This is a genomic window from Dehalococcoidia bacterium (genome assembly GCA_030018455.1).
Lineage (GTDB): Bacteria > Chloroflexota > Dehalococcoidia > DSTF01 > JALHUB01 > JASEFU01.
Genome location: JASEFU010000004.1, coordinates 113,077 through 137,883, shown reverse-complemented (window position 1 = coordinate 137,883; position 24,807 = coordinate 113,077). Strand labels below are relative to the sequence as shown.

The window sequence follows — 24,807 nt, the reverse complement described above, 5'->3', positions numbered from 1 at the left end:
GCGGCCTCATCTGATTGATTGATAGCGTACCTCTGCACTAGACTTGCCTCGTCCACCCCTGTCTGTCTTGTTAGAGAGGAGCATGCAATGGAGGAGGTTGTCCTCGTAAGCGGAGCGCGCACGGCCATCGGCAGGATGGGCGGCGTCTTTCAGAACGTCCCCGCCTCCGACCTAGCGGCTGCCGTCTTCAAAGCGGCGATGGAACGGGCGGGCATCGCCCCTTCGCAGGTCGACCAGGTGGTGCTCGGTTGCGTCGGGCAGGTACTCGAGGACGCCTACATCTCCCGGCACGCCGCCGTAAAGGCCGGCCTCCCCATCGAAGTCCCCGCCTACAACGTCAACCGGATATGCGGCAGCGGTCTCGAGGCCATACATACGGCCGCGCGCTGGATCCTGTGCGGCGATGCCGAGGCAGTTCTCGCGGGCGGCGCGGAGAACATGAGCATGCTCCCCTTCTATGTCCGCCACGGGCGCTACGGCTACCGGCTGGGCCACGGCCAGCTCGAGGACGGCATACTTATGGTGCTCAGCGACCCCTTCAGCAAGGCGCACATGGGCGTGACGGCCGAAAACCTGGCCAGGAAGTACGGCGTTTCCCGGCAGGAGCAGGACGAGCTGGCGCTGCGCAGCCACCAGCGGGCCGTAGCCGCGATCAACGCCGGCCGCTTCAAGGACGAGATCGTGCCCATAGAAGTGAAGGTGGGGCGCGAGACGAAGATAGCGGATACCGATGAGACACCACGCGCCGATACAAACATGGAAGCCCTCAGTCGCCTTCGGCCCGCCTTCCAGGAGGGCGGCGACGTGACCGCCGGCAACTCCAGCGCCATCAACGACGGCGCGGCCGCGGTGGTGGCGATGAGCCGGCGCAAGGCCGATGAACTCGGCATCCGTCCGCGTCTGCGCCTCGTCTCGCGCGGCGAGTCGGGCGTGGAGCCGTCGCTCATGGGCGAGGGGCCGGTTCCCGCCGTCCGGAAGGCGTTGCAGCGCGCCGGCCTGACCGCCGACGACATGGACGTGATTGAGCTGAACGAAGCGTTTGCCGCCGTCGCCTGCGTCTGCATCAAAGAGCTGGGTCTCGATATCGAGAAGACGAACCCCAACGGCGGCGCCGTCGCCCTCGGACACCCGATCGGCGCCACCGGCGCCATCCTCACCGTGAAGCTCATGTACGAGATGGAGCGGCGGAACGCCCGCTACGGCCTTGTGAGCCTCTGCATCGGCGGTGGACAGGGGATCGCCAGCGTCTTCGAGCGCATCTCCTGAGACCATCGCTGCCCTGGACGATTGTTCCTCCTGAGGGTATACCCCGATGGGCATACTCCTCTCCTGATCCGAGAATCGCACAGGCAGCCTGCGGGGGTTGCCTGTGTTCGCTTGAAATTGCGCAGCCGCAAGGAAAAGGCAATGAACAACGGCGCAAAGAGAATAGCCGTGCTCTCGAGCGGCGGCGACGCTCCCGGCACCAACGCCTGCATCCGCGCCATCGTGCGAGTCGCCGCCAGCGAGGGGGTCCACGTGCTGGGAGTGCTCAGGGGCTATCAGGGCCTCATAGAATGGAAGACCCTCCCCCTCACGCAACGCACCGTCGGCAACATCATCCAGCGCGGAGGGACGATTCTCGGAACGTCGAGGTGCCCCGAGTTTACGACGCCGGAAGGCCGGGCAATAGCAGCCGCGAAACTCCTGGAAGCTAAGGTGAACGGCCTCATCGTCCTCGGCGGCGACGGCTCTCTACGGGGCGCGGTAGCCCTTTCCAACGAATGCGGCATACCCATAATCGCCGTGCCCGCCAGCATCGACAACGACATGCCGGGCACCGAGTACACGCTGGGCTTCGACACGGCGGTGAACGTCGCCCTCGAAGCCATCGACCGCATCCGCGACACGGCTGAGTCCTTCGAACGCATCTTCTTCGTGGAAGTGATGGGCCACACATGCGGCGCCATCGCCCTGGAGGTAGGCGTGGCCGGCGGCGCCGACGACGTGTTGGTGCCGGAAGCGCCAGTCGACATAGATTTTCTTTGCGAACACCTCCAAAAAGGCTTCCAGCATGGGCGGCGAAGCAGCATAATCGTGGTGGCGGAAGGAGGCGAGATGGGCGGCGCCTTCGGTATCGCCCACCAGGTGTGGACGCGCCTGCGCTGCGAGTACCGCGTCTGCGTCCTCGGCCACATCCAGCGCGGGGGCACGCCGACCGCGCGCGACAGGGTGATGGGGAGCAAGTTCGGCGCCCTCGCGGTCGACACGCTGCTCTCAGGCAAGAGCGGCCTGATGGTCGGCGAAGTCGCCGGCAGGCCGCATCTGACGCCGCTCGACGAGGTGCTGTCCGGCCGACGCCAGATCGATAGCTCCCTCCTTGAGTTAACGCGCCGCCTTACCCGCTAGTCCAGAACAGGTGACGGTTGTCGGTGGCCATCTCTCATCAATCAAAAGAAGAGTTGAAGCGCAGCCTTGCCGGCATTCTCGCCTTCGAGGAAGAACGAGTCGCTGAGGTTACCGACCCGGCGCGCCTGCGCGATGAGGCGATAGACGGACTCATCCGGGCCGCCGTTTTCGCGCCCACCGACGCTGTCCGTGAGTTTGCTCGGCAGACCATACGCCAGGCAGCCGCCCTTCTGAACGCCACGCCCGCGTCCATCCAGCGCCTGTACGCGGCGATGGGCCGCGGCGAGGAGGGCGGGTTCACCGTCCCTGCCCTCAACCTGCGCATTCTCCCCTACGACGCCGCCCGCGCCGTCTTCCAGGCCGCGAGCGACTTGGAAACGGGGCCGATCATATTCGAGATCGCGCGCTCGGAGATCGGCTACACGGCGATGCGTCCCGCTGAGTACGCCGCGAATGTTGAGGCAGCGGCCATACGTGAGGGCTACTCGGGCCCGCTCTTCATCCAGGGCGACCACTTCCAGGTCAACGCCTCCCGCTACCGCTCCGACCCCGAGACCGAGCTGCGGTCGCTGCGCGAGCTGACGGACGAAGCCGTGCGGGCCGGCTTCCTCAACATCGACGTCGACAGCTCGACGCTGGTCGATCTTTCACAGCCGTCTATCAGGGAGCAGCAACGGCCCAACTTTGTAGTCGCAGCGGAGATGATACGCTTCATCCGCTCGATCGAGCCGCCGGGCGACCCCATATCAATCGGCGTCGAGATCGGCGAGGTGGGCGGCAAGAACAGCACGCCGGAGGAGTTGCGCGCCTTCATGGACGGCCTGCGCGCGGAACTGGGCAATCTGACGGGGCCGAGCAAGATAAGCGTGCAAACCGGGAGCAGCCACGGCGGCGTGGTGCTGCCCGACGGCTCGATGGCGGAGGTCGCAATCGCCTTCGAAACGCTGGAGGAGATGTCTCGCGTGGCCCGCGAGGAGTACGGCATGGCCGGGGCTGTGCAGCACGGCGCATCCACGCTGCCTGACGAGTTGTTCCATCGCTTCCGCGAGGTCGGCACGGCAGAGATACACCTCGCCACTGCTTTCCAGAACATGGTCTACGACAGCCCGCTCTTCCCCGAGACGCTTCGTCAGGAGATACACGCGTACCTGAAGGAGAAGCACGCGGAGGAATGGAAGCCGGGGCAGACGGAGGCGCAGTTCATCTACAGCAACCGAAAGCGCGCACTGGGGCCCTTCAAGCGCCAGATGTGGGAACTGCCCGAAGACGCGCGGTCGGATCTGCGCCGCGGGCTAAAGGAGCGCTTCGCCTTCCTGTTCCGACAGCTCAGCATAGACGGCCGCCGCGCCCTCCTCGACAACTACGCGTAGGCACGGCTCTCCCCTCAACGCGACCGCTTCTCGCCCGCCGGCGTACTCGCTCTCTCACCCGGAACGTTTCACTCAGCCGACTTCTGAGCTACAATAGCGGCAACCGGGGCCGAGTCGACGGGGGCGTTCGATGGTCGTCAGCATGGACGACGTGTTGGGCCAGATCGAAGAGAAGGAGGGCCTTCTCATCGGGCCCTGGCGCCAGCCCGTGAACCGGAGCATCGATCTCAAGGGCAGCATCCACGACGACGAAGCGGCCGGCCGGCTCGGCTTTCGCGGCGGCACCGTCGCCGGCTCGATCCACTCCGAGCTCTTCCCGCCTCTGCTCCTCAAAGCCTTCGGGCAGCGCTGGTTCGAGCGCGGCAACCTATCGCTCTACTTCCTGGAAGCGACCACCGACCGCGAGGAAGTGCGCGCCGTCGTCGCCGCGCCGCCGGCGGGCGCGGCCGATGCGCAGGTGCAGGTCTGGGGGAAACGCCCTAACGGCAACCGCATCGGCGAGGGGACGGCCGCCGCCGGCTCGCCCGACGCGGTCTCCGCGCTCCTCGCCCGCGACCTCAACCGCTTTCCGCCCGGCGAGCTGCGCATCCTTGCGCCGTCCGCGGTAGGTGACCGCTTTCCCGAAGTCGAAGTGAGCGTGACGCAGGAGGCCATCGAGGAGCGGTTGCGCCTCAGCACCGACCCTCTCCCCTGGTACGCCGGCCCCTCTCCCTGGGGAGGCGCCATCGCCACCACCTGCAACATGGTCGACGTCATGTGGCTCGCGCTCGTCGCCTACCTGGCAGAGAAAGAGATCGGCGAGGCGGTGCCGCTCTACGGCGCCATCGAGCTGCGAAACGTGAACGGGCCCGTATTCGTAGCTAGACCGTACGTCGCCGGCGGCGAGGTGATAAACCTCGGGCAGACCGCGAAGACGGAATACCTGTGGTTCGACTCGTACCTGAACGAGAAGGACGGGCGAAGGGTGGCGGAGATGCGGATGATGTACCGCTTCATGAAGGACTCTTCCCCGCTGTACGCCTGAAGGCGAAGGCAAGCGGAGGCAATCAAAACGGCGGTCGGGCCCTCACCGAAAGGAGCAAATCATGGACTTCGGAGACAATGAGGAACAAGCGGCGTTTCGCCAGGAGGTGCGCTCTTTCCTTCAGGCTGAGCTGCCGGATCGCTTCCGGAACACGCGCATCGAGACCGAAGAGCTGGTCACGATGTTCGATGCTTTGGCGGAGTGGCGCGGCAAGCTGGCGAAGAAGGGGTGGATAGCGCCCGCCTGGCCGAAGGAGTACGGCGGCGCCGGCCTCTCGGTGATGGAGCAGTTCATCATGAACGAGGAGTTCGCCCTGATGCGCGCCCCGAGCGTAGGCGGAATGGGTGTCGCCATGCTCGGCCCCACGCTCATCGTCCACGGCAGCGAGGAGCAGAAGAAGGAGCACCTGGGGCGCATCCTCTCCGGCGAGGTGATGTGGTGCCAGGGGTTCAGCGAGCCGGAAGCCGGCTCCGACCTCGCTTCACTGCGCACACGCGCCGTCAAGGACGGCGACGACTATATTGTCAACGGACAGAAGATATGGACGAGCTACGCCAAGTACGCGCACTGGATGTTCCTCCTCGTGCGGACGGACTTCGAGGCCCCCAAGCACAAAGGGATAAGCTACCTTCTCGTTGATATGAAGAGTCCCGGCGTCGACGTGCGCCCGCTCCCTGACATGGCAGGCGGCGCGATATTCAACGAGGTCTTCTTCGACAACGTGCGCGTTCCCAAGCGCAATCTCGTCGGCGAGGAGAACCGCGGCTGGTACATCGCCGCCACCACGCTGGACTTCGAGCGCTCGAACATCGGCTCGGCGGTGGCCGCCCGCCTCACTGTCGAAGATATGATTAAGCTGGCCAAGAAAGGCGGCCGGGCCAGCCCCTTTGCCCGCAACCCGTCGCTCCGCTACGAGCTCGCAGACCGCCGCATCGAGGCGGAGGTCGCCCGCATGATGTCTCTCCGCATCGCCACCATGCAGGCGCGCGGCCTCATCCCAAACTACGAGGCATCGATGGCGAAGACGTACGCCTCCGAGCTTGGGCAGCGCATCGCCAACACCGGCGTCAAGCTACTCGGGCTCCACGGCGGGTTGCGCGGCAAGGACGCGCCCGAAGAAGGGCGGTTCAGCCGCGCCTATCTGGCAACCGTCGGCTCGACGATAGCCGCCGGCACGTCGGAGATTCAGCGCAACATCATCGCCACCAGGGGTCTGGGGCTGCCGCGACAATAGCCGCAAGCACGCCCCGCCCCCACCCGCGGAACCGCTCTCTGGCCGGTTCTTGTTGTCCATGATCGAGACATTGAGGCAGAATGGAGAGAGAAGTGAACAGCATCGTCATCGTACTGGATAGCCTGCGCGCCGATCACGTCGGCTGCTACGGCAACAACTGGATCAAGTCCCCCACGCTCGACGCGCTTGCTGCAGGAAGCATCACGTTCACGCGCGCCTTCCCCGAATCGCTCCCCACTATTCCCATGCGGCGCACCCTCCACACCGGACTTCGCACGTGGCCGTTCAGGAACTGGGTCCCCCAGCGAGGGGACATCGTCCGGTCCTACGGCTGGCAGCGCATCCCCGAGGAGCAGACGACGCTGGCGGAAGTCCTCAATGGAGAGGGCTACCAGACGGGCTTCGTGACCGACGCCTACCACCAGTTCAAACCATCGATGAACTTCCACCGCGGCTTCAACCAGTGGCGATGGATCCGCGGCCAGGAGATGGACTCATACGGGCCGGCGGCGACAGTCGACCAGCAGGTGTTGGAGCGCCACACGCCGGAAGGCATCTCCGGATTCCGCCGCGAGTGGTTGCAGACGCTGCTGGCGCGTCACTTCGCTAACCAGATGGAGCGAAAGGGCGAAGAGGACTGCCAGGCGCCGCGCGTCTTCCGGGAGGCGATGCGCTGGCTGGAGCAAAACCGCAAGGCGGGAAAGTTCTTCCTTGTCGTCGATTGCTTCGACCCGCACGAGCCCTGGGACCCGCCCGCCGAGTACATCGACATGTATGACCCCGGATACACCGGCCGCGACATCATCTCCCCCAGTTACGGCCCCAGCGACTACCTCTCAGAAGCGGAGCTGCGGCACATGCGCGCACGCTACGCCGGCGAGGTGACCATGGTCGATCGCTGGCTCGGGCGCTTCCTCGATTGCGCGCGCGACCTCGGCATGCTGGAAAACTGCCTCCTGATCGTCACATCCGACCACGGCCACCAACTGGGCGAGCACGGGGTCACGGGCAAGGTATCGTGGGGAATGTGGTACGAGCTCATGGACGTGCCGCTGTTCGTGCGGCTGCCGGACGGCGCCGGCGCGGGCAAGCGGGTCTCGATGTTCGCGCAGCATCAGGACATCGTGCCCACCGTGTACGCGGCGCTCGGCATCGAGCCGCCCGCCCCGCTTGACGGCGTCGACCTCGCGGCCCTTGCCCGGGGAGACGTCCGTCCCCGCGACTTCGTTGTCTCCGGCTTCAACAACTACGTCTGGTACCGCGACGACCGCTGGGTCTACATCGGCAGGAACGACGGCAGCCAGCCGCAACTCTTCGACCTGAGCGCCGACTCCCTCCAGCAGGACAACCTGGCGGAAGAGGAACAGGGCGTTGTGGAGGAGATACAGCGACGGGTCCTTGCAGCGGCAGGCGGGCCGCTCCCTGTCTACGGCGAGGTGCTCAAACAGATAGACAGCAGTTGGTACAGGGTCTGACAGCCTCAGCGCGGGTTGACTTTCCCCTGCAATCATCAGATCATGTAATTGCGCTCGTTCCCTTCGTCCCGCAGCTCAGGCGCATCTTTCATTTGCAGCCACAGTCCCCGGACTGTCATAGGCGCAATGGTCTCGTTGGGGCGAGAGGAATAGCAGGCGAATACTACGAAGGAGTCAATAGACTTGCGTATCGGCGTACTAACAGGCGGCGGCGATTGCCCGGGGCTTAACGCCGCCATACGCGGCGTCGCACAGCGTGCCTGGTCACTGCAGGATGAGGTGCTGGGCATAAGACACGGTTGGGCGGGACTGCTCGACAACGGCGAGGTCAACCACCTGAGTCGGGATGACGTGCACGGAATAATCCAGCTCAGCGGCACCATCCTCGGGACTTCCCGCACCAATCCCGGCAAGAGAGAGGGTGGCCTCGACGAAGTGGTCCGTAACCTTGGACGTCATCAAATAGACGGCCTGGTCGCGATCGGCGGCGACGACACGCTTGGCGTCGCGGCCCGCCTGGCAGAGCGTGGTGTGAAGGTCGTGGGAGTCCCCAAGACGATCGACAACGACATCCCCCATACGGACTTCTGCATCGGCTTCGACACCGCCGCAAACGTTGTGGCGGAAGCGCTCGACCGTCTCCAGGGAACGGCCAGGTCGCACATGAGGACGATGGTCGTCGAGGTTATGGGGCGCGAGGCCGGCTGGCTCGCCATTGTCGGCGGCATGGCGGGCGGAGCCGATTTCATCGCCATTCCCGAGGTGCCGGTGAGCATAGACGACCTGGTGGCGCACGTAAGAAGGCGCCTCCGGAGCCGGCGATTCTCCGTGGTCGTGATCGCTGAGGGCACAGAGGTCATAGGCATCGAGAAGCCGCCCGTCAGGCCCACCACCATCGACGAATTCGGGCACGTGCGCCTGTCGGAGAGGGGCATCGCCCAGCGCGTCGCCGACCACGTGGAGCGCATCACAGGCACAGAGACGCGGGTTACCGTTCTCGGCCACCTGCAAAGGGGCGGCACGCCCACGGTGCGCGACCGCTACATGAGCATTCTCGTCGGCTCGGCCGCGGTCGACTTCCTGCATCGCGACATGGCCGGTTCGATGACGGCCGTCAAGGGGCACGAAATCGTGCCGGTCCCCCTTTCGGAAGTCGCAGGGAAGACCAACCTTGTGCCGCCGCAGCTTTATGAAATGGGCAGCCGCTTCTTTCTCTCGATGACCATGTCGGAGCGGGCGCGACGAAGAGCCGCCCCCTGAGCGCCGGTTCTCCGGGGGTAAGCTGCTACGGGTCGTCGCCCTTCCCGTAGTCCCAGGAGATCGTCCGCTTGGGCCGCAGCCGTCCGATAATGACGCGCGTACCTTTTACCGACGCGGCGTACCGTTTGCCCGCCCTCTCTCCCAGGTAGTGCGCGGCCATCCGTTCCGTCCGTTCGTCGTCCAGCCCCTCGAGCAGATCGACCTCGCCCTCGACGATCACGGCCTTGTAAGGCGGGGTCCTCGTATCGATGCAGAGAGAAGCCCTGTTGTTGCGAAGAAGGTTCCGGTAGCGCACCGACGTCGGCCCCATGTGAAAGACGAACTCTCCGTCATCGTACTCGTACCAGATGGGCACGGCGTGAGGCCGCCCGTCCGGCCGGACCGTCGCCATTACCGCGATGTTCGGCTGGCCGAGGAACACACGTATCTCTTCGGAAGTGAGCGCCATGTGTTGCCTCCTTTCTCCCTTGCCGCATCCACGGCCGCTCGGCAATTAGTCTATCCCATAGATCGCGGCCTCGCACCAGCCGCAGCCCGGCCAGGCGCAGAGAAGCATTTACGTTCCGTTAACGCCTTTGCCTTTTTCTTCACCAATTTGTTATGGGACCGACCTAATATGACGATCAAGAACGCAACCTTCCGCGAGAGGATGAAAGGAGCCACGCTATGGCGAAGACGACGGCCGACCTGCTCATCGAGCGGATCATCGACTGGGGAGTGGACACGATCTTTGGGCTGCCCGGCGACGGCGTGAACCCTCTCTTCGAGGCGCTGCGCAAGCGCCAGGACAAGATCCGTTTCATACAAGTGCGCCACGAGGAGTCGGCTGCCTTCGCCGCCTGCGGCTACGCCAAGTTCACCGGCCGCCTCGGCACGTGCATCGCCACCAGCGGTCCCGGCGGCATCCACCTCCTGAACGGCCTCTACGACGCCAAGCTCGACGGTCAGCCCGTTCTCGCCATCACAGGGCACACTTTCCACGACCTCATCGGCACACGCTTTCAGCAGGACGTCGACCTGGAGCGGCTCTTCTCCGACGTCGCCGTCTACAGTGAGCTCGTGACGGGCCCCGCCCACGTCGACAACGCCGTGGACGAGGCGATGCGGCGCGCCCTTTCGATGCGCGGCGTCTCCTGTCTCACAATACCAAAGGACGTGCAGGCGCAGACTACCTCCCACGAGCACCGCTCACCGGGGAATATCCGCGGCCACAGCGCGGACATATTCGGCCGCATCCACGGCTGTCCCCCTCTGGAAGACCTACAGGAAGCAGCGCGGATCTTGAACGAGGGCCGCAGGGTCGCCATTCTTGCGGGACAGGGAGCTCTGAACGCGGGAGCCGAACTGGAGCAGGTGGCCGAACTGCTCGCCGCCCCCATAATCAAGGCACTGCTGGGAAAGAGCGTAGTGTCCGATACCAGTCCTTACACCACAGGCGGCATCGGGCTTCTGGGCACCCTCCCATCTCAGGAGGCGATGGAGGAGTGCGACACCCTGCTGATCGTGGGCAGCAGCTTCCCTTACCTTGAGTACTATCCCAAGCCCGGCCAGGCGCGGGCGGTGCAAATCGACATCGATCCGTCGCGCATCGGCCAGCGCTACCCCGTCGAGCTGCCGCTGCCCGGCGACTCCCACGACGTCCTGCGTTCGCTCATCCCCTTCCTGCAGCGGAAAGAGGACCGCAAATTCCTGGAGAAGGCGCAAAACGGGATGCGTAACTGGTGGGAGCTCATGGAGGAGCGGGGAACCCGACGCGACATGCCGATGAAGCCGCAGGTGGTAGCGCACGAGCTCGACAAGCTGTTGACCGACGACGCGATCGTCTCGGCAGACAGCGGCACGATCGCCACCTGGGCCGCCCGCCACATCCGGATGCGCAACGGGACGAAGTTCTCGCTCAGCGGCAACCTGGCCACCATGGCGAACGGGTTCCCCTACACCATCGCGGCGCAGGTCGCCTTCCCCGACCGTCTATGCGTAGCGGTCGTGGGTGACGGCGGCTTTACGATGCTCATGGGCGAGCTCGCGACCTGCGTCAAGTACGACCTGCCGGTCAAAGTAGTCATCTTCAAGAACAACTTCTACGGTGAGATCCGCTGGGAGCAGATGATCTTCGAGGGCAACCCCGAGTTCGCCGTAGAGCTGCAACCGGTCGATTTCGCGATGGTCGCGCGGTCATTCGGGGCGGCGGGTTTCACCATCGAAAGGCCCCAGGATGCAGGCCCCGTGCTGAAGGAAGCGCTCAGTTACCCCGGGCCGGCTGTGGTCGAGGCGCTTGTAGACCCGAACGAGCCGCCGTGGCCGCCGAAGATCACGCTCGCGCAGGTGCGGGCGTTCGCCGAGGCGCTCGCGCGCGGCGAGCCGAACCGCACGAAGATCGTGCTTACAGTCCTCAGCGACAGGGTCCGTGAAATAATATGAGGCGTCGCCTCATTCACGGTTATCATACTTCTACAAGTCTTGCCGATGCCCCGTCTCCGCCCGGCGGGTGCTCCGGATCACGGAGGTCGCATGTCAGACGCGCCGTCGACCGCTCCTCGCCTTTTCAACGACGGATAGCGCCGCTATGAGCCTCACTCCAGCTTGGCTATGAGCTCCGCCATGCGCTCCATGCTCTCGACGGCGCCGCTTTCCATACCCGATTGGACAGCCGCATCCCGGTCCTCGACGGTCTGGAAGACCACCCTGTCCGTCGCCTTCGTCTTGTCGCCCATCTCTTCGAACGTAACGGTCTCGAGCATCACGTGTCCGGGCTCGCCTTCGTGCTCGAACGTGTTGACGACGCGCTCAGGGCGTGAAACGTCGTGATAAACGCCTTTGAAGGCGAACTCGTTTCCGTCCGCGTCGCGCTGGACAATCCGCCACTTCCCGCCTGCCCTCACGTTCATCCTGTCGACGGTAGTCGTCATCGTTTTCGGCCCCCACCATTCCGGTATCAACGCGGGGTCCGTGAACAACTTGAACAGGCGCTCTCGCGGCGCGTCGTATATCCGGCTGACGAGTACCGTCTGACTGCCCGGCTCGGCAACGAAGCGCGTCCCCAGCCTCATCTCCTCTTGCAGCAGTTCAACGAGTTTGTCGAAACTCTCGTTCCAGCCCTGCTCCATGTCGCGCCGCGCCTCGGCGCTCACCGCGCCCGTGCCCCCGTGCCTGAGAGTGAGCCGCGTCCCGCCTTCGTCCTCTTCCAGCCTCACCGATATCAGCATCTCGATGGGCCAGTCCCGACCCATCCCGTAGTATGAGGCCGGCACGATGTTCCCCTTCTCGTCCGCGAAGGAGTCCGTCATCACCAGCCGCTCCGGCGCAACCAGCTCACGGCAGACGCCCTTGCTCCAGTAGTCCTGCCCTTCCGGCGACCTCATTGAACTGAGAAACTGGCCGCCGGGACGGGCATCAATCTGACAAAACGGGGTAGTGTAGCCTTTCGGCCCCCACCATCGTCGGAACAGACCGCAATCCGTCCACGCCTTAAAGACGAGCTCACGCGGGGCATCGAATACACGGCTGATAACGACTTCCCATTCCTCCGGCCCAGGCGCCGGCTCTCTCTCCGCTACCATTTCCTCCTCCTTCTGCGACCGTCACGGCTTCACAACTCGAAGCTGCGCCCTCTCCTCGCAATCTTGACGGGCCCCCGCGTTCGCCGGGCCCGTGTCTTCCTTTAATTGTCCCGCCGCCGGATCACACAAGCATTGCCCGACAGACAACCAACCGCCACGAGTCGAATCAGCGCAAAGGTGACAAGGTGGGATTGGAAAAAGGAGTGGAGCGGGGGACGGGATTCGAACCCGCGACGTCCTGCTTGGAAGGCAGGAGCTCTTCCGCTGAGCTACCCCCGCTCTCAGTCACAGAGGCGGCGCCCTTCCCTCGCGGCGCCTTCACCATTCTACACGATGCGCTCTCCCGCCTCAATAAGAACGCTTCCCCGCGAGGCGCCGCGCGTGATGCTATAATCGAGCCGTAGGCCCGAGCTCGAAAGGAATCGAGATGTCGAACATCTTCCTGGTAACGCTGGCAATCCTCATAGGGCTCCTCTGGTCGGGCGTTATCGACGCCCAGATGAAGTGGACGGCAACCATGTTCGGTCTGTCGCTTGCCGCGCTCATGTTCGCGAGCGGCGAGCGCGCGCGTCCGCGCCCCAGAAGAGAGCGCGAGGCCAGGCCGAAGAGCGAATCCGGCTGATGACGAGCGGATGGGGGAGAGAAAGCCGGGGCGGCGCTACCAGGTCAGGCCGGCGGGCTTGCAGTACTTCAGCAGCATCCAGACATCAGGGTTGGTGACGCCGTACCGCCACGCCGACACGCTGCTCATCCCCAGTTGCGACGCCCTCACCACGAAGCGCTTCCACTTCTCGATCGTCGACGCGCCCTGGCCGATGGGAATTATCGGCAGCCCGTAGCCGCCCAGCACGCTCTGCGTCACGTCGAGCAGAAACTCCGGCGTCACGCCCTCCGGTCCGGGAGGAAAGCCATGTTGCTGGAAGAGCCTGACGTTCTCCGCCGTGTTGAACGACTCCCAGTAGACCATGGGCACGACGGCCTGACTGAAGGACGCAAACTCGGCCGCGGGCACCCGCGAGAGCTGCCACGGCCGGGGCTCGACGCAAAGGTGCAGGACGCCACCCGGCTGCCTGCGCCGGAACTCCTGACCGAACGCAATCGCCCCCTCCGGCGTGCCCCGCCAGTACCCGTCGTACGGCTCCAGGTCGACGATGACGCTTCGCGCGCCGGCGCTGGCGACGTCCGCGCACATCTCCGCCTCCCGTACCGGGTCGACGCCGTGGAGCACGCAGTACGTGTGAAAGGGGATACCGTAGCTCTCGAAGTAGTCCGCCAGCACCGCGACCTGCACCGGCCCTGTGACGGCGTAGGGCGACGTGTCCTGCGTCGACATCCACTGCGTGCCGGTATGAGTCTTGAGAATGATGCCCAGGTTATGCTGCGCGAGTACCGAGGCGACCTGCTCGGGCGGGCCGTCGACGGCGAACTTCCAGGCCCACGCCAGGTGGCAAGGGCCCTGGGCGCGTCCGCGCAGAGGGACGGCCGGCGAAGGCGGCGGAGGCCGGCAGGAAAGGCCAAGGCCGGCGGCCGCTCCCGCCATTGCCGTCAGAATGAGAAACCGACGTCTGCTTATATGATGTCCGAGCACCATACAGGGCCTCCGAAAGAATCCCGACTGGAAGGAGGCCCGTCCCCGCTGTCCCTGCCTCCTCACCCCTTGGGGCTCATACAGTAGCCTTCGGAAAGCGCGGGGTCAAGAGGGAAGGGTCTGAGAGAAGTGAAGTCCACTCCATGTAGGCTTGACGTCGCAGATTCAGAACGCGCGCTATTGTTCACGCAGCCTTCACGCCCCACGCAGCGCGCTTCATTTTTTCTCAATAGCAGCCTCCTATGATGTAAGATGATGTCGCCACCGGAGGGCCTTTCGGTACCCCGCCACTGAAACGGCCCCCGGCAGGCGGCAATATCATGAGAAGGAGCTTCACGATGCGCCTTCAGCGCTGGATTGACCTCGCGAAGACCTTTATCAAAAAGATATCCGGTAACGATCTGAGCGGCCTGGCCGCCGAGATGTCGTACCGGTTCTTCCTCGCTCTCTTCCCGTTCTTCATCTTCATCGCCGCTTTCGCCGGGTTCGTGACCGACGTCTTCAATGTCGACGACCCGACCGATCGCATTATCAACGCCATCGGCGACACAATCCCTGACGACGCCGCCAGCGTCCTCCGCGAGCAGTTGGACAGCATCCTTGCCGGCACCAACCCCGGCCTCCTCTCCATCGGCATCATCGGCGCTGTATGGGCCGCCTCCAGCGGCGTCAACACGATTATCAAGGGGATGAATCGTGTGCACGACGTGGAAGAGAAGCGCCCGCTCTGGCGTAAGTATCTCCTCGCGCTCAGCCTGACGCTGCTGGCAGGCGCGGCCGTCATACTCGCGTTCCTGACCCTCGTCGTCGGGCAGGCGGCGGGCGTGGATATCGCGGAAAGGATGGGCCTCAGCGGCGCAGCGACTACGCTATTCACCTTCGTGCGCTGGCCCCTTGCCATCGCCGCCATCCTGCTCGCTATCGCTTTCCTGTACTGGGCCACGCCGAACAAGAACCTTCCGTTCAGATGGATTACGCCTGGCTCGGTACTCTTCACCGCCGGCTGGCTTCTCGCGACCCATCTCTTCGGCCTCTACGTATCCAACTTCGGGTCGTACAACTCCACCTACGGCGCCCTGGGAGGCGTCGTCATCCTGCTGATATGGCTCTACCTCACCAGTTTCATATTCCTGCTCGGCGCCCAGGTTAACGCGGTGCTGGAGCAAGAGAGAGTCGGAGGCGGCCCTGCTGAGAAGCCGACGCCACAGCCACAGGCGCGGCCGCTTCCTTTCCGGAGGACGCCGGCTTCCCGGTCCGGGCCGCCCGCGGACTCTCGTTCAGGGCGCACGAATGCCGCAGTGACACCGTTGCCGGCCGGTTGGTCGGTTCTGGCGGGAATGATGGGCGGACTCTCGGTAATGGAACCCCGAAAAAGAACACCGGCAGCCCGCGGTCAGAGCAGGACCAGCAGCGGCGTTCCTTTCTCCACCTGCTGGCCCACGCTGACGTATATCGCCTTCACCTGGCCGCCGTGACGCGCGCGCAGCTCATTCTGCATCTTCATGCCCTCAATTATCATCAGCACCTCACCCGGTTCCACCACGTCGTTCAGCGACACGAAGATCTTTTGCACGACTCCCGTCATCGGCGACGACAGGACCCATTCGCCCTCGGCCGTCGGTGCGGCGGCGATGTCGCCGGGCGCGGGGCCGCGCGAGGACGTGCGCAGAGTGACTACGTTGTAGCTCCGACCGTTGACGATCAGGCAGTAGCCGTGAGGCGTCTGTTCGGCGAAGAGACGATACGGGCGTCCATCAATGATCAGCGAGTACTGAGCGCTGTCACCGATCCGCTCGATGCTTATGTCGTGCCAGGCCCCGTCGATGGAAACGCGCGTCCCGTCCGCGGCATCCTCCACCTCGGCCTGAATATCCTCTTCCCCCAGCTTCAGCCGATACTTCTTCCCCACTGCGGACCTCTCGGCCAGGTCGTCGCTCTGGCTTCTGCCAGCCTGCCTGCCGCGCGCCATCGGCTGCCGTCATCGTATTCCGGCGTGGGCGCCCGGTGGTTTGTCTTCTGATGGGTGAGGACGGCAGCGGCCGCCAGGGCGGCGTTCCGTTCGTCATCCTGCTCGGCGGGAAACATCGTGAAGTCGTCAAGGAAGCGCGTGTGAAGCTGCCCGTCCAGGAAGCGCCGGTCGTCGAGCAACTGCAGATGGAAGGGTATGTTCGTATCAACGCCCACAACTACGAATTCGCGGAGAGCCCGCCGCATACGTCGGATTGCTTCGTCGCGCGTGCGTCCCCAGGCGATGACCTTGGCAACCATGGGATCGTAATAGTACGGGAGATCGCAGCCGGAGTAGAGCGCGCTGTCAACGCGGATCCCCGGGCCGTGGGGCTCGCTGACGTAATCGACGCGGCCCAGCGAGGGAAGGAAGTCGTCGTACGGGTTTTCGGCGGTGATGCGACACTCCAGCGCCCAGCCGCTCAGGACGATCTCCTCCTGCCGTCGCGAGAGCCCCTCGCCAGCGGCGACGCGGATCTGCTCCGCCACCAGGTCCATGCCGCTTATCATCTCCGTCACCGGGTGCTCCACCTGTAGCCGGCTGTTTATCTCGAGAAAGTAGAAGTCGCCGCCCGCATCGAGCAGGAATTCGACCGTGCCCGCGTTGGCGTAGCCCGACGCCCGGGCGACGGTGACGGTGGCGCTGCACATGCTCTCGCGCTGGGACGGACTGAGAGCCGTCGACGGCGATTCCTCAACGAGTTTCTGATGGCGCCGCTGTATTGAACACTCGCGCTCCCCGAAGACGAGGACGTTGCCGGCGCCGTCGGCCACAAACTGCACCTCCACGTGACGCACCGGATCGAGCAGCTTTTCGATGTAGAGGTTGTGGTCGCCGAACGCGCTCGCCGCCTCGCTGCCGGCGATGCTCAGGGCCGCTTCCATGTCGCGCACGCCGTGCACGACGCGGATGCCCTTCCCCCCACCACCGGCGACCGCCTTTATGAGCACCGGATAGCCGAGCCGCTCCGCCGCCGTCAGCGCCTCAAGCGCCGTCCTCACGTTGTCCTCACCCGGCACTACGGGCACACCCGCGCTCGCCACCAGACGCCGCGCCGCCACTTTGTCGCCCATAATCCGCATCGTCTCGGAAGATGGCCCGATGAAGACGATGCCGTTCTCGTTGCACGCGTCGACAAAGGCGGCGTTCTCCGCAAGAAAGCCGTACCCGGGGTGGATGGCCTCGGCGCCGCACCTCCGCGCGATCTCGACGATGCGTTCGATGTTGAGGTAGCTCTCTTTCGGCGCGCCGGAACCCAGCAGGTACGCTTCGTCAGCGTAACGGACGTGGAGGGCCGCACGGTCGACGTCGGAGTAAACCGCGACGCAGGAGATGCCCATCTCACGGCAGGTGCGCATCACTCGTAAAGCGATCTCGCCACGGTTGGCGATAAGGAGCTTCTTGAACACCTTCACCCTCCCTGAAGGCGACCGCAGAACACCTTTCGTGGTGCCACGAACAACTCCTTCTTAACATACAAAGCCTCACCCTGACAAGGCGAAGCCGTCGCGGGGCCGCTCCGGTACAACACGAGAGATGCTTGCGCCAAACGTCGCTTCAGCAGACGAACGGTGCTTGCCCGCCTGCCGGCCGGGCAGGCTTGCGGCTGAACGACGCTTCAGCAGGAAGACCGGTTCCAACTCTGGCTGCGGGACTCCGTCCTGCAGCCGATAGATCGGGCCGGGCCCGACCCTCCCACTGCTGCGCCACTCGCCACCTCACCCGTTTATCCATTCCTATTCGGTGACTGGTTATCCGGCTCACCGACCGGCTGTCCCCTGTTTTGGTCTCGGTCCCTTCCCTGCTATACTCGCGAAGGCAACCAGGCCCCCGATAGAAAGGAGTTCCATGGAAGGCAAATGGTTCACGAAGAGCTACCGGCGCAACCTCGTCGACATGCACATCGACGATTGGGACGACAGCTTCCTCTCGAAACTCGACCCGCAGACCTACGTCGAGCTGCTGAAGACCGCCAACGTCAAGTCAGCTATGGTCTACGCCAACTCGCACGTCGGCTACTGCTACTGGCCGACGAAGACAGGGCAGATGCACCGGGGCCTGCGCGGCAGGGACGTACTGGGCGAAATCACCGACCTCTGCCATCGCGAAGGGATCGATGTGATCGCCTACTACAGCCTCATCTTCAACAACTGGGCCTACGACAATAACCCCTCCTGGCGCATCCTCGACGTCGACGGGAAGCCGTCCAGGGAGCGCGGCGGAAGGGCGGGCCGCTACGGCGTCTGCTGCCCCAACAACGTCGACTACAGGGCGTTTGTGACCGCGCAGGTCGAGGAGCTCCTCGCCGCCTACCGCTTCGAGGGCATCTTCTTCGACATGACGTTCTGGCCCGGTGTCTGCTATTGCCCCGCCTGCCGCGCCCGCTTCGAGTCCGAAGTCGGCGGCGACATGCCGGACGTCATCAACTGGGAAGACGACCGCTGGCTGACGTTCCAGAAGAAACGCGAGGAGTGGCTGGTGGAGTTCGCAGCCTTCGCCACCAACACCGCGCGGCGATGTCGGCCGGAAATAACGGTCGAGCACAACTCGGCGCCCCTCACCCAGAGCAGCGTCATCGGCACGACGCTGGCGCTGCGCGAGCACAACGACTACATCGGCGGCGACCTCTACGGCGGTTTCGCGCAGCAGTCCCTCATCTGCAAGCTGTACGACAGCATCACCCCCAACAAGCCGTTCGAGTTCATGACCTCCCGCTGCTACCCCAGCCTGCGCGACCACACTACGGCTAAGTCCAAAGAGATGCTGGAGGTCCACGCTTACCTGGCTATGGCCCACAACGGCGCCTTCTTCTTCATCGATGCCATCGACCCCGTCGGGACCCTGAACCCGCGCGTCTACGAGACGATGGGCGAGATATTCTCCCGTTCCCGCGAGTACGAGCCCTTCCTCGGCGGCGACCTCTGCCAGGACGTTGCCGTCTACTTCAGCCTCGACTCGAAGATGGACTTCGACGACAACGGCAAGCGGGTGACCGCCGCCGGCTGGAGGGTGCCCCACCTCGATGCGGCGTTAGGCGCGGCACGGAGCCTGCGCGAAGCCCATATCCCCTTCGGCGTCATCAGCAAGAACAACCTCGCCGACACGTCGAAGTACCGCGTCATCGTCCTCCCGGAGTTGCTGTTCCTCGATGATGAAGAGGCGCAGGCGCTGCGACGGTTCGTCGAAGACGGCGGCGGCCTGTACGCCAGCGGACGCGCCCCTTTGGCCCGCCTGGCCGACCTCTTCGGAGTCGAAACCGAGGGTGACACGGCGGAAAACGTGACCTACATGAGCCCGACTGAGAGCGGTCGCTCCCTTTTCCCCGGCATCGAGCCCGCATTCCCGCTGAGCATCTTCCGGCCGCAGGTGAAGGCGCGCGCCCACAACAGCGACGACGTCGCCGCCACCTTGACGCTGCCCTACACCGACCCCTCCGACGGCTCGCGCCTCGCATCGATCCATTCCAACCCGCCCGGCATCGCCACCGACTACGCCTCGCTCGTGCGGCGTCGCGCCGGCAAAGGCAGAGTGGCGTGGGCGGCGGCGCCCATCGAGGCAGCCGACCAGCCCCCCCACAAGCAGGCGTTTGTGCAGATCGTGCGCTCGCTGGCGGCACAGCCCTTCTCGTTCGACGCCGACGCGCCGCCTGCGGTCGAAGTAACGCTCTCTCACCAGCCGGAGCGGAAGCGCTACCTCGTCTCCCTGATAAACGAGCAGGAGCTGCTTCCGCCCGTCCCTGCCCACAACTTGAAGGTAAGGGTAAAGCTAGACGGCAAGACTCTCCAAAGGGCCGCCTTGCTGCCCGCGGAGCAGCCTCTTTCGTGGCGTCGCGAAGGCGACTACGCGGAGGTGGAGTTCCCCGAACTCAACATCTTCCACATGGCCCTCCTGGCATATGCATGAATGCGTTCCTCGCCGCGGAAGGCCGCCGTATAATCGAGGCGTTATGTTAAGCGCGACTTCCCGTCTTCGCCCACTCGTCCTGGCCGTCGCGGGCGCCCTCGCTCTTGGCCTGCTCGCCGGCTGCGGCAGCGAACAAGCGCTGCCTGTCCCCACCGGTGAACCAGCGGCCGCTACTCCCACTTCGCCACCCCGCTCCACCCCGACACCTCCTAGTGGCGCCCCCACTTCGACGCCCGCCCCGCAGGACCCGACACCGCTCGCGCCCATCCCGCCCGTCGCCAGACCGCCGCTGGACTTGTATTGCGGACAGGCAGCAGTCGAGGCGCGCATCGGCGACCAGACCCGGCGGGCTATCGCCCTCACCTTCGACGCGGGAGCCGACAGAGGCTACACGAGCGATATCCTCAACACGCTGGCCCAACAAGGCGTGACAGCCGCATTCGGCCTCACCGGCGTCTGGGCGGAACAAAACCCCGGCCTCGTGAGCGCAATCGCCGCCGGCGGCCACCTCATCATCAACCACTCGTACGGCCACCCCTCGTTCACTGGCTTCTCGACCGGCACGGCGCCGCTAACCCGCGACGAGCGGATCGACCAGCTACAGCACGCCGACGCCGTAATCCGCTCCATCACCGGCACAAGCACACGTCCCTATTTCCGCCCGCCCTTCGGCGACCTCGACCAGTCGGTGCTCTGCGATATCTACGCCGCCGGGTATACCTACGCCATCAACTGGACGATCGACAGCGGGGGCTGGGCAGGCGCCGGCGCCGGCGAGATCGCGCAGACGGTGCTTTCACGGGCTCGGCCGGGGGCAATCGTCATCATGCACGTGGGGTCGGAATCACAGGACGCCGCGGCGCTGCCGGAAGTGATCGCCGGGCTGCGCGCCGCCGGGTACGAGCTGGTGGCGCTGCCCGATCTGCTTCCCTGACGTCAGATCCTGCGCTTACCAGGGAGGCGGCTCGCCGAATATCAGCTCCGCCGCCTCGACGACGGCCCAGCGGCCTTCGCTCTCCTCCACCAGCAGCCAGGTATCGCCCTCCGAGAAAGCGAGGCCGATAGCGTAGATATCCCCATCCGACCGCTCTTCCCACAGGATGGAGCAGTACGAGCCGATGTCCTCGTCCAGGCTTATCATGTCGCAATCGCCGGCGTACTCGACCCCGCGCTCTGCCAGAAAGGCCCCTATTGCGTCTTCAGGCGAGGAATGGCCTGCAAGCGCCGGCATGGTCGCGGTCCGCGGAACGGTCGTGACAACGGTGGGTTCGACGCCGACGGTGGCGGTCGCACGATCGGCCACCGCGCTCTCGCCTCCCGCCCCACCGTCTCCCCGGCCGACCAGCGCGTAAGCGGCGGCGCCAAACACAATCGCTACCGATAGTACGAGCGCCCCACCGAGATACGGACGGAGCTTCCTCGATTGAACCCCTCGTTTCGATGTCCCACGCGTGAGCAACGTCGCCGCCAAACGCGCACCGCACGCCTCGCAGAAGACGGCGTCGGCCTCGTTCTCGGCGCCGCAGTCCGGGCAGTAACCCATGCGCTTCCTCCGTCAGGGGCCAAACGTGACCCCATGATGGAGCATCAGCACTCGGCAGGTCAACCGGTAACCATAACGGGCTGCAGGACGGAGTCCTGCACTCAATAGATCGTTCGGGAGTCTCCGTCTTGCTACCAGGCCAACGACGCGTTTGCGCCGTCACGCCAGAAGCACTGCGACACTCACCCCTACGACAGAAGCCGTCAGCAGCTTCAGCGCCCGCTCCTCCACCCCCAGCGCCCAGCCGCGGTCTATCGCTTCGATCCCGCCGTCCGCGTAGCGCACCGTGCCCTCGATGCCGCTCACCCTCCGCCGCACTGTGCGCACCCGATGGCTCAACGTTCTCTGAGCGAGGCTCAAGAAGAAAGCCGCCGCGGCACCGGCTAACGCTGCCGGCCCCACTTCTTCCGCATTGACCCAGTAGGATGTGACGAGCGGGAAGCTCCCCCACGACAGCGCGAACCACGCGTCGGAGTGAAATCTCCCGCCGAACCACTCCAGATTGTAGGCCGGTGCTATGAAAGCGCCGAAACATATGAATGCCAGGAGCCACGGCGTCACCAGCACGGCGCCCGCCATCCCCAGCCCGATTGCCCCGCAGAGGCCCAGCACCGCGATTGCCTTCAGCGCCTCCTCCGGAATGCGCGTCTTCAGCGGCCGCCCCGATAGCTCGTCGAGCGCGTGCGCCCCGAGGCCCATCGCCAGCAGAAACGCCGCCAGCGACGCCGCCAGCCGGTCCCAGTGCACATTCGGGGCAATGGCCGCCCCCAGCACGACGTAGCTCAGGTGCCACAACGTGTAAGGCAGATGGAACAGCGTCACATAATCACGCCACCCTCCCGGACTCAGCGCGTAGAAAGCGGGGCTCAACTCGCGCACCCGACCCAGCGCCATGGCATCCGTGGCCCGCTGCCAGCCCTTCATCATGCTCTCCTCCCCCATATCACTATCGCCCCGCCCAAAGACAGACGCCGCGCCTGCACGTCGACGAGTCCGCTCCTCGCCCACTCCTCCAGCAGGCGCTCCTCCGGCCACCGCTCATAGAAGCCGCGTATGCTGCGCCCCAGAAATCCGCTCGCCTCCTGCCAGGCCTTTGAATAAAGTCTGCCGCCCACAGGCAACAAGAGCCCCGTGTAGAGGCGCCACAGGGGATAGGCAAGCCCCGACGGCACGGCGAAATCGAGCGAGACCATCGTGCCCGCGGGCTTCAGCAGCCGAACGAGCGCGCGCAGGGTGCCCGGCACGTCGGAGACATAGCGGAGCAGATAGGCGAAGAGGAGTGCATCGAAGCTCTCGTCGCGGAAAGGCGCCGCTTCAGCGTCGCACTCCACCAGCTCGAGGCGCCTGCCCGTGCCGTCGCGACCCGCCCGCGCCTGTGCCTCCCGGAGCATCGCGCGCGTTATGTCCGCGCCCACTACGCGCAACCCCTCCATTCGCTCCAGCAGGTCGAAGGCGAGCGCGCCTGTCCCGGTGGCCACGTCCAGCACCCGCGTCTGTCTGTCGCGCCTCGTCAGACCGTCCGGATCCAGCCGCGACAGCATGAAGCGGCGCCAGCGCCTGTACTGAAAGAGGCTGAGCGTGAGCGCGGGCCGTTCGTAGTTGTGCGCGATCGGCGAGAAGAGGCGTCGCGGAACATGGGGGCCCGTCAGTTCCTTCATCGGCCCACTCATCTTGGGGTCTTGATCCATTCTAGCACGCCGCAGAGCGCCCGCTCCGGCCATTCAGTCAAAGACACGCCGTGGCGCTTCTGCTATTCTCAACAGTAGTGCCGTGATAGCAGGATGTCTGAGATGAAGAGTCTGCGGCTGCTCTTTCCCGCCCTCCTTCTCGCGGCCGTTGCTGCCATCCTGTCCGTCTCGTGCCGCGACGGCGGCGGCGACAACGGTAATGGCGAACCGGCAAACATCGTCACGAGGACGGTGGAACCGCCGCCGGGCGCGCCCCCGGTCACGAGTCCCGCAGGAGAAGGCCCCGAGGAGAACGCGTATCGGGTCGTCCGCGCCGTCGAATCGGCCAACTTCGGCCTGATGCTTGGCCTGGTCGCGATCCCGGACAGGGAGGGCGAAGCTGTCGTCCTGACGCAAGACGGCTTCATCTGGCGCGTCTCGCTCACCGATTCCTTCGCGCCGGACCTGTACGCCGACCTCTCTGATCGAGTCGGTAGAGAAGGCTTCGAGGACGGCCTGCTCGGCCTTGCCTTCTCCCTCAACTTCCCCACCGACAGGCAGGTCTTCGTCTACTACGTCTCCAGGGAACCCCGCCGCGACGTCCTGTCGCGGTTCACGGTGGGCGACATCCAGCTCGACCCCGACAGCGAGCAGGTACTGCTGGAAATCCCCGATCCCTTCACCAACCATAACGGCGGCCAGCTCGCGTTCGGCCCCGACGGCTACCTCTACCTCAGCCTCGGCGACGGCGGCGGCGCGAACGACCCCCTGGGCAACGGGCAGAACCTGGGGACATTGCTGGGGTCCATTATCCGCATTGAAGTGACGCCTGAAGGCTACTCCGTCCCCGACGACAACCCGTTCGTCGACGTAGAGGGCGCTCGCCCCGAAATCTACGCCTACGGCCTCAGGAATCCCTGGCGCTTCAGCTTCGACCGCTCCACGGGCGCGATCTGGGCGGGCGACGTCGGCCAATCGGCATGGGAGGAGATCGACTTCATTGTCGCCGGCGGCAACTACGGCTGGAGCCTAATGGAAGGCTTCGAGTGCTTCCAGACGCCCGCCTGCGACACGCAGGGGCTCGCCCTGCCTCGCGCCGCCTACGGCCACGATCTCGGCTGCTCGATTACCGGCGGCTACGTCTACAGGGGCGTCGCCATGCCCGAGCTCGCCGGCTGGTACGTCTTCGGCGACTATTGCAGCGGCCGCGTCTGGGCCCTTAATCCCGCCGACGACAGTAAGCCGGTGCTCCTCGTCGAGAGCGGGCTGCCCATCACCTCCTTCGCCGAGCTGCCCGACGGCGAGCTCCTGATAATCACCCAGGCCAACGCGATCTATCGTCTCCAGCCCAAATAACGTGACTGCTTGCCACAAGCCCGTCCCGCGTTCCATACTCCCAGCAAAGGTAACGGGAGGCAGACCTTGTCGAGACAACAGGCCGGCGATAAGGGGCGGGATCTGGTAGGGCGCGCCTTCAGACCCGAGGAAATGGTCCAGCACCAGGGGGGCTCCATCGTCAGCCGTCAGTTGGTTAGCGGCAGCGGCGGCAACGTCACGCTCTTTGCCTTCGATGCGAAAGAGGGTCTCTCCTCTCACACCACCCCCTTCACCGCCCTCGCCTACGTTCTTGAGGGGGAGGCGGAGATAACGGTCGCCGGCAACGCCGTCGTCTTGAAGCGGGGCGAGATGACCCTCCTCCCGGCGGACACGCCGCACTCTGTCTTGGCCCTTACGCCCTTTAAGATGGCCCTGATTATGATAAAATCCTGACGCACTCGTCCTGTCCC

Annotated in this window: 22 protein-coding genes, 1 tRNA gene and 1 pseudogene; 14 read left to right on the top strand and 10 right to left on the bottom strand. The window is 64.9% G+C overall.

Features of this window, described 5'->3' with window-relative positions; genetic code table 11:
- The first annotated feature begins 87 nt into the window (after positions 1-87).
- The 7 genes from QME71_07350 (at position 88) to QME71_07320 (ending at position 8,751) form a co-directional block, all read left to right on the top strand.
- On the top strand, positions 88-1,266 hold the full coding sequence (locus QME71_07350) for a thiolase family protein (GenBank protein ID MDI6858107.1): 1,179 nt from the start codon (positions 88-90) through the stop codon (positions 1,264-1,266).
- Positions 1,267-1,407: 141 nt separating this feature from the next.
- A complete protein-coding gene (locus QME71_07345) occupies positions 1,408-2,388 on the top strand; it encodes an ATP-dependent 6-phosphofructokinase (protein ID MDI6858106.1) in 981 nt (326 codons plus the stop codon).
- Between the two features lie 23 nt (positions 2,389-2,411).
- A complete protein-coding gene (locus tag QME71_07340) occupies positions 2,412-3,758 on the top strand; it encodes a class II fructose-bisphosphate aldolase (GenBank protein ID MDI6858105.1) in 1,347 nt (448 codons plus the stop codon).
- Between the two features lie 130 nt (positions 3,759-3,888).
- Positions 3,889-4,782: a hypothetical protein gene (locus QME71_07335; GenBank protein MDI6858104.1), complete on the top strand. Its 894-nt coding sequence runs from the start codon at positions 3,889-3,891 to the stop codon at positions 4,780-4,782.
- A gap of 61 nt (positions 4,783-4,843) precedes the next feature.
- Positions 4,844-6,016 carry an acyl-CoA dehydrogenase family protein gene (locus tag QME71_07330; GenBank protein ID MDI6858103.1) on the top strand — a complete coding sequence of 391 codons (1,173 nt, stop codon included), beginning with the start codon at positions 4,844-4,846 and terminating at the stop codon, positions 6,014-6,016.
- An 80-nt stretch (positions 6,017-6,096) separates the two neighbouring features.
- Positions 6,097-7,491, top strand: coding sequence for a sulfatase (locus QME71_07325; GenBank protein MDI6858102.1), 1,395 nt, complete (start codon positions 6,097-6,099; stop codon positions 7,489-7,491).
- Between the two features lie 183 nt (positions 7,492-7,674).
- Positions 7,675-8,751 carry an ATP-dependent 6-phosphofructokinase gene (locus tag QME71_07320; protein MDI6858101.1) on the top strand — a complete coding sequence of 359 codons (1,077 nt, stop codon included), beginning with the start codon at positions 7,675-7,677 and terminating at the stop codon, positions 8,749-8,751.
- Positions 8,752-8,776: 25 nt separating this feature from the next.
- Here the strand turns inward: QME71_07320 and QME71_07315 are convergent, their stop codons facing one another.
- Positions 8,777-9,199 (bottom strand): PPOX class F420-dependent oxidoreductase, encoded by a 423-nt coding sequence (locus QME71_07315; protein MDI6858100.1) that lies wholly within the window; start codon positions 9,197-9,199, stop codon positions 8,777-8,779.
- Between the two features lie 218 nt (positions 9,200-9,417).
- Between QME71_07315 and QME71_07310 the strand changes: the two genes are divergently transcribed.
- Complete coding sequence (locus QME71_07310) at positions 9,418-11,172, top strand: thiamine pyrophosphate-binding protein (GenBank protein MDI6858099.1); 1,755 nt, start codon at positions 9,418-9,420, stop codon at positions 11,170-11,172.
- Positions 11,173-11,324: 152 nt separating this feature from the next.
- Here QME71_07310 and QME71_07305 read toward each other — a convergent pair whose 3' ends face one another.
- From QME71_07305 to QME71_07295, 3 genes and pseudogenes are all read right to left on the bottom strand, one after another.
- The gene (locus QME71_07305) at positions 11,325-11,801 is read right to left on the bottom strand and encodes an SRPBCC family protein (GenBank protein ID MDI6858098.1); all 477 of its coding nucleotides are present in this window, start codon (positions 11,799-11,801) and stop codon (positions 11,325-11,327) included.
- A gap of 18 nt (positions 11,802-11,819) precedes the next feature.
- A pseudogene (locus tag QME71_07300) lies at positions 11,820-12,311 on the bottom strand (SRPBCC domain-containing protein).
- A gap of 204 nt (positions 12,312-12,515) precedes the next feature.
- Positions 12,516-12,590: transfer RNA gene (locus QME71_07295), tRNA-Gly, on the bottom strand.
- Between the two features lie 148 nt (positions 12,591-12,738).
- Between QME71_07295 and QME71_07290 the strand changes: the two genes are divergently transcribed.
- A complete protein-coding gene (locus QME71_07290) occupies positions 12,739-12,933 on the top strand; it encodes a hypothetical protein (protein ID MDI6858097.1) in 195 nt (64 codons plus the stop codon).
- Between the two features lie 36 nt (positions 12,934-12,969).
- Here the strand turns inward: QME71_07290 and QME71_07285 are convergent, their stop codons facing one another.
- Complete coding sequence (locus QME71_07285) at positions 12,970-13,902, bottom strand: twin-arginine translocation signal domain-containing protein (protein ID MDI6858096.1); 933 nt, start codon at positions 13,900-13,902, stop codon at positions 12,970-12,972.
- A 317-nt stretch (positions 13,903-14,219) separates the two neighbouring features.
- Between QME71_07285 and QME71_07280 the strand changes: the two genes are divergently transcribed.
- On the top strand, positions 14,220-15,374 hold the full coding sequence (locus tag QME71_07280; protein ID MDI6858095.1) for a YihY/virulence factor BrkB family protein: 1,155 nt from the start codon (positions 14,220-14,222) through the stop codon (positions 15,372-15,374).
- On the opposite strand, the gene QME71_07275 is transcribed toward QME71_07280, so the two are convergent.
- The gene (locus QME71_07275) at positions 15,293-15,808 is read right to left on the bottom strand and encodes a biotin/lipoyl-binding protein (GenBank protein MDI6858094.1); all 516 of its coding nucleotides are present in this window, start codon (positions 15,806-15,808) and stop codon (positions 15,293-15,295) included. The genes QME71_07280 and QME71_07275 overlap by 82 nt on opposite strands.
- On the bottom strand, positions 15,787-17,316 hold the full coding sequence (locus tag QME71_07270) for an acetyl-CoA carboxylase biotin carboxylase subunit (protein MDI6858093.1): 1,530 nt from the start codon (positions 17,314-17,316) through the stop codon (positions 15,787-15,789). Before QME71_07270 ends, QME71_07275 begins: the two co-directional genes overlap by 22 nt.
- Positions 17,317-17,755: 439 nt before the next feature.
- Between QME71_07270 and QME71_07265 the strand changes: the two genes are divergently transcribed.
- Positions 17,756-19,810: an alpha-L-fucosidase gene (locus QME71_07265; GenBank protein ID MDI6858092.1), complete on the top strand. Its 2,055-nt coding sequence runs from the start codon at positions 17,756-17,758 to the stop codon at positions 19,808-19,810.
- A gap of 43 nt (positions 19,811-19,853) precedes the next feature.
- Complete coding sequence (locus QME71_07260) at positions 19,854-20,744, top strand: polysaccharide deacetylase family protein (GenBank protein MDI6858091.1); 891 nt, start codon at positions 19,854-19,856, stop codon at positions 20,742-20,744.
- A gap of 15 nt (positions 20,745-20,759) precedes the next feature.
- Here the strand turns inward: QME71_07260 and QME71_07255 are convergent, their stop codons facing one another.
- The 3 genes from QME71_07255 to QME71_07245 all read right to left on the bottom strand — a co-directional run bounded on the left by QME71_07255 (position 20,760) and on the right by QME71_07245 (position 23,011).
- The gene (locus QME71_07255) at positions 20,760-21,353 is read right to left on the bottom strand and encodes a zinc-ribbon domain-containing protein (GenBank protein ID MDI6858090.1); all 594 of its coding nucleotides are present in this window, start codon (positions 21,351-21,353) and stop codon (positions 20,760-20,762) included.
- A gap of 159 nt (positions 21,354-21,512) precedes the next feature.
- A complete protein-coding gene (locus QME71_07250; GenBank protein MDI6858089.1) occupies positions 21,513-22,280 on the bottom strand; it encodes a hypothetical protein in 768 nt (255 codons plus the stop codon).
- On the bottom strand, positions 22,277-23,011 hold the full coding sequence (locus tag QME71_07245; GenBank protein ID MDI6858088.1) for a class I SAM-dependent methyltransferase: 735 nt from the start codon (positions 23,009-23,011) through the stop codon (positions 22,277-22,279). The genes QME71_07250 and QME71_07245 overlap by 4 nt, the downstream gene beginning before the upstream one ends.
- Positions 23,012-23,143: 132 nt before the next feature.
- On the opposite strand from QME71_07245, the gene QME71_07240 reads away from it, so the two are divergent.
- A complete protein-coding gene (locus QME71_07240; GenBank protein ID MDI6858087.1) occupies positions 23,144-24,376 on the top strand; it encodes a PQQ-dependent sugar dehydrogenase in 1,233 nt (410 codons plus the stop codon).
- A gap of 66 nt (positions 24,377-24,442) precedes the next feature.
- Positions 24,443-24,790 carry a cupin domain-containing protein gene (locus QME71_07235; GenBank protein ID MDI6858086.1) on the top strand — a complete coding sequence of 116 codons (348 nt, stop codon included), beginning with the start codon at positions 24,443-24,445 and terminating at the stop codon, positions 24,788-24,790.
- Positions 24,791-24,807 lie beyond the last annotated feature (17 nt).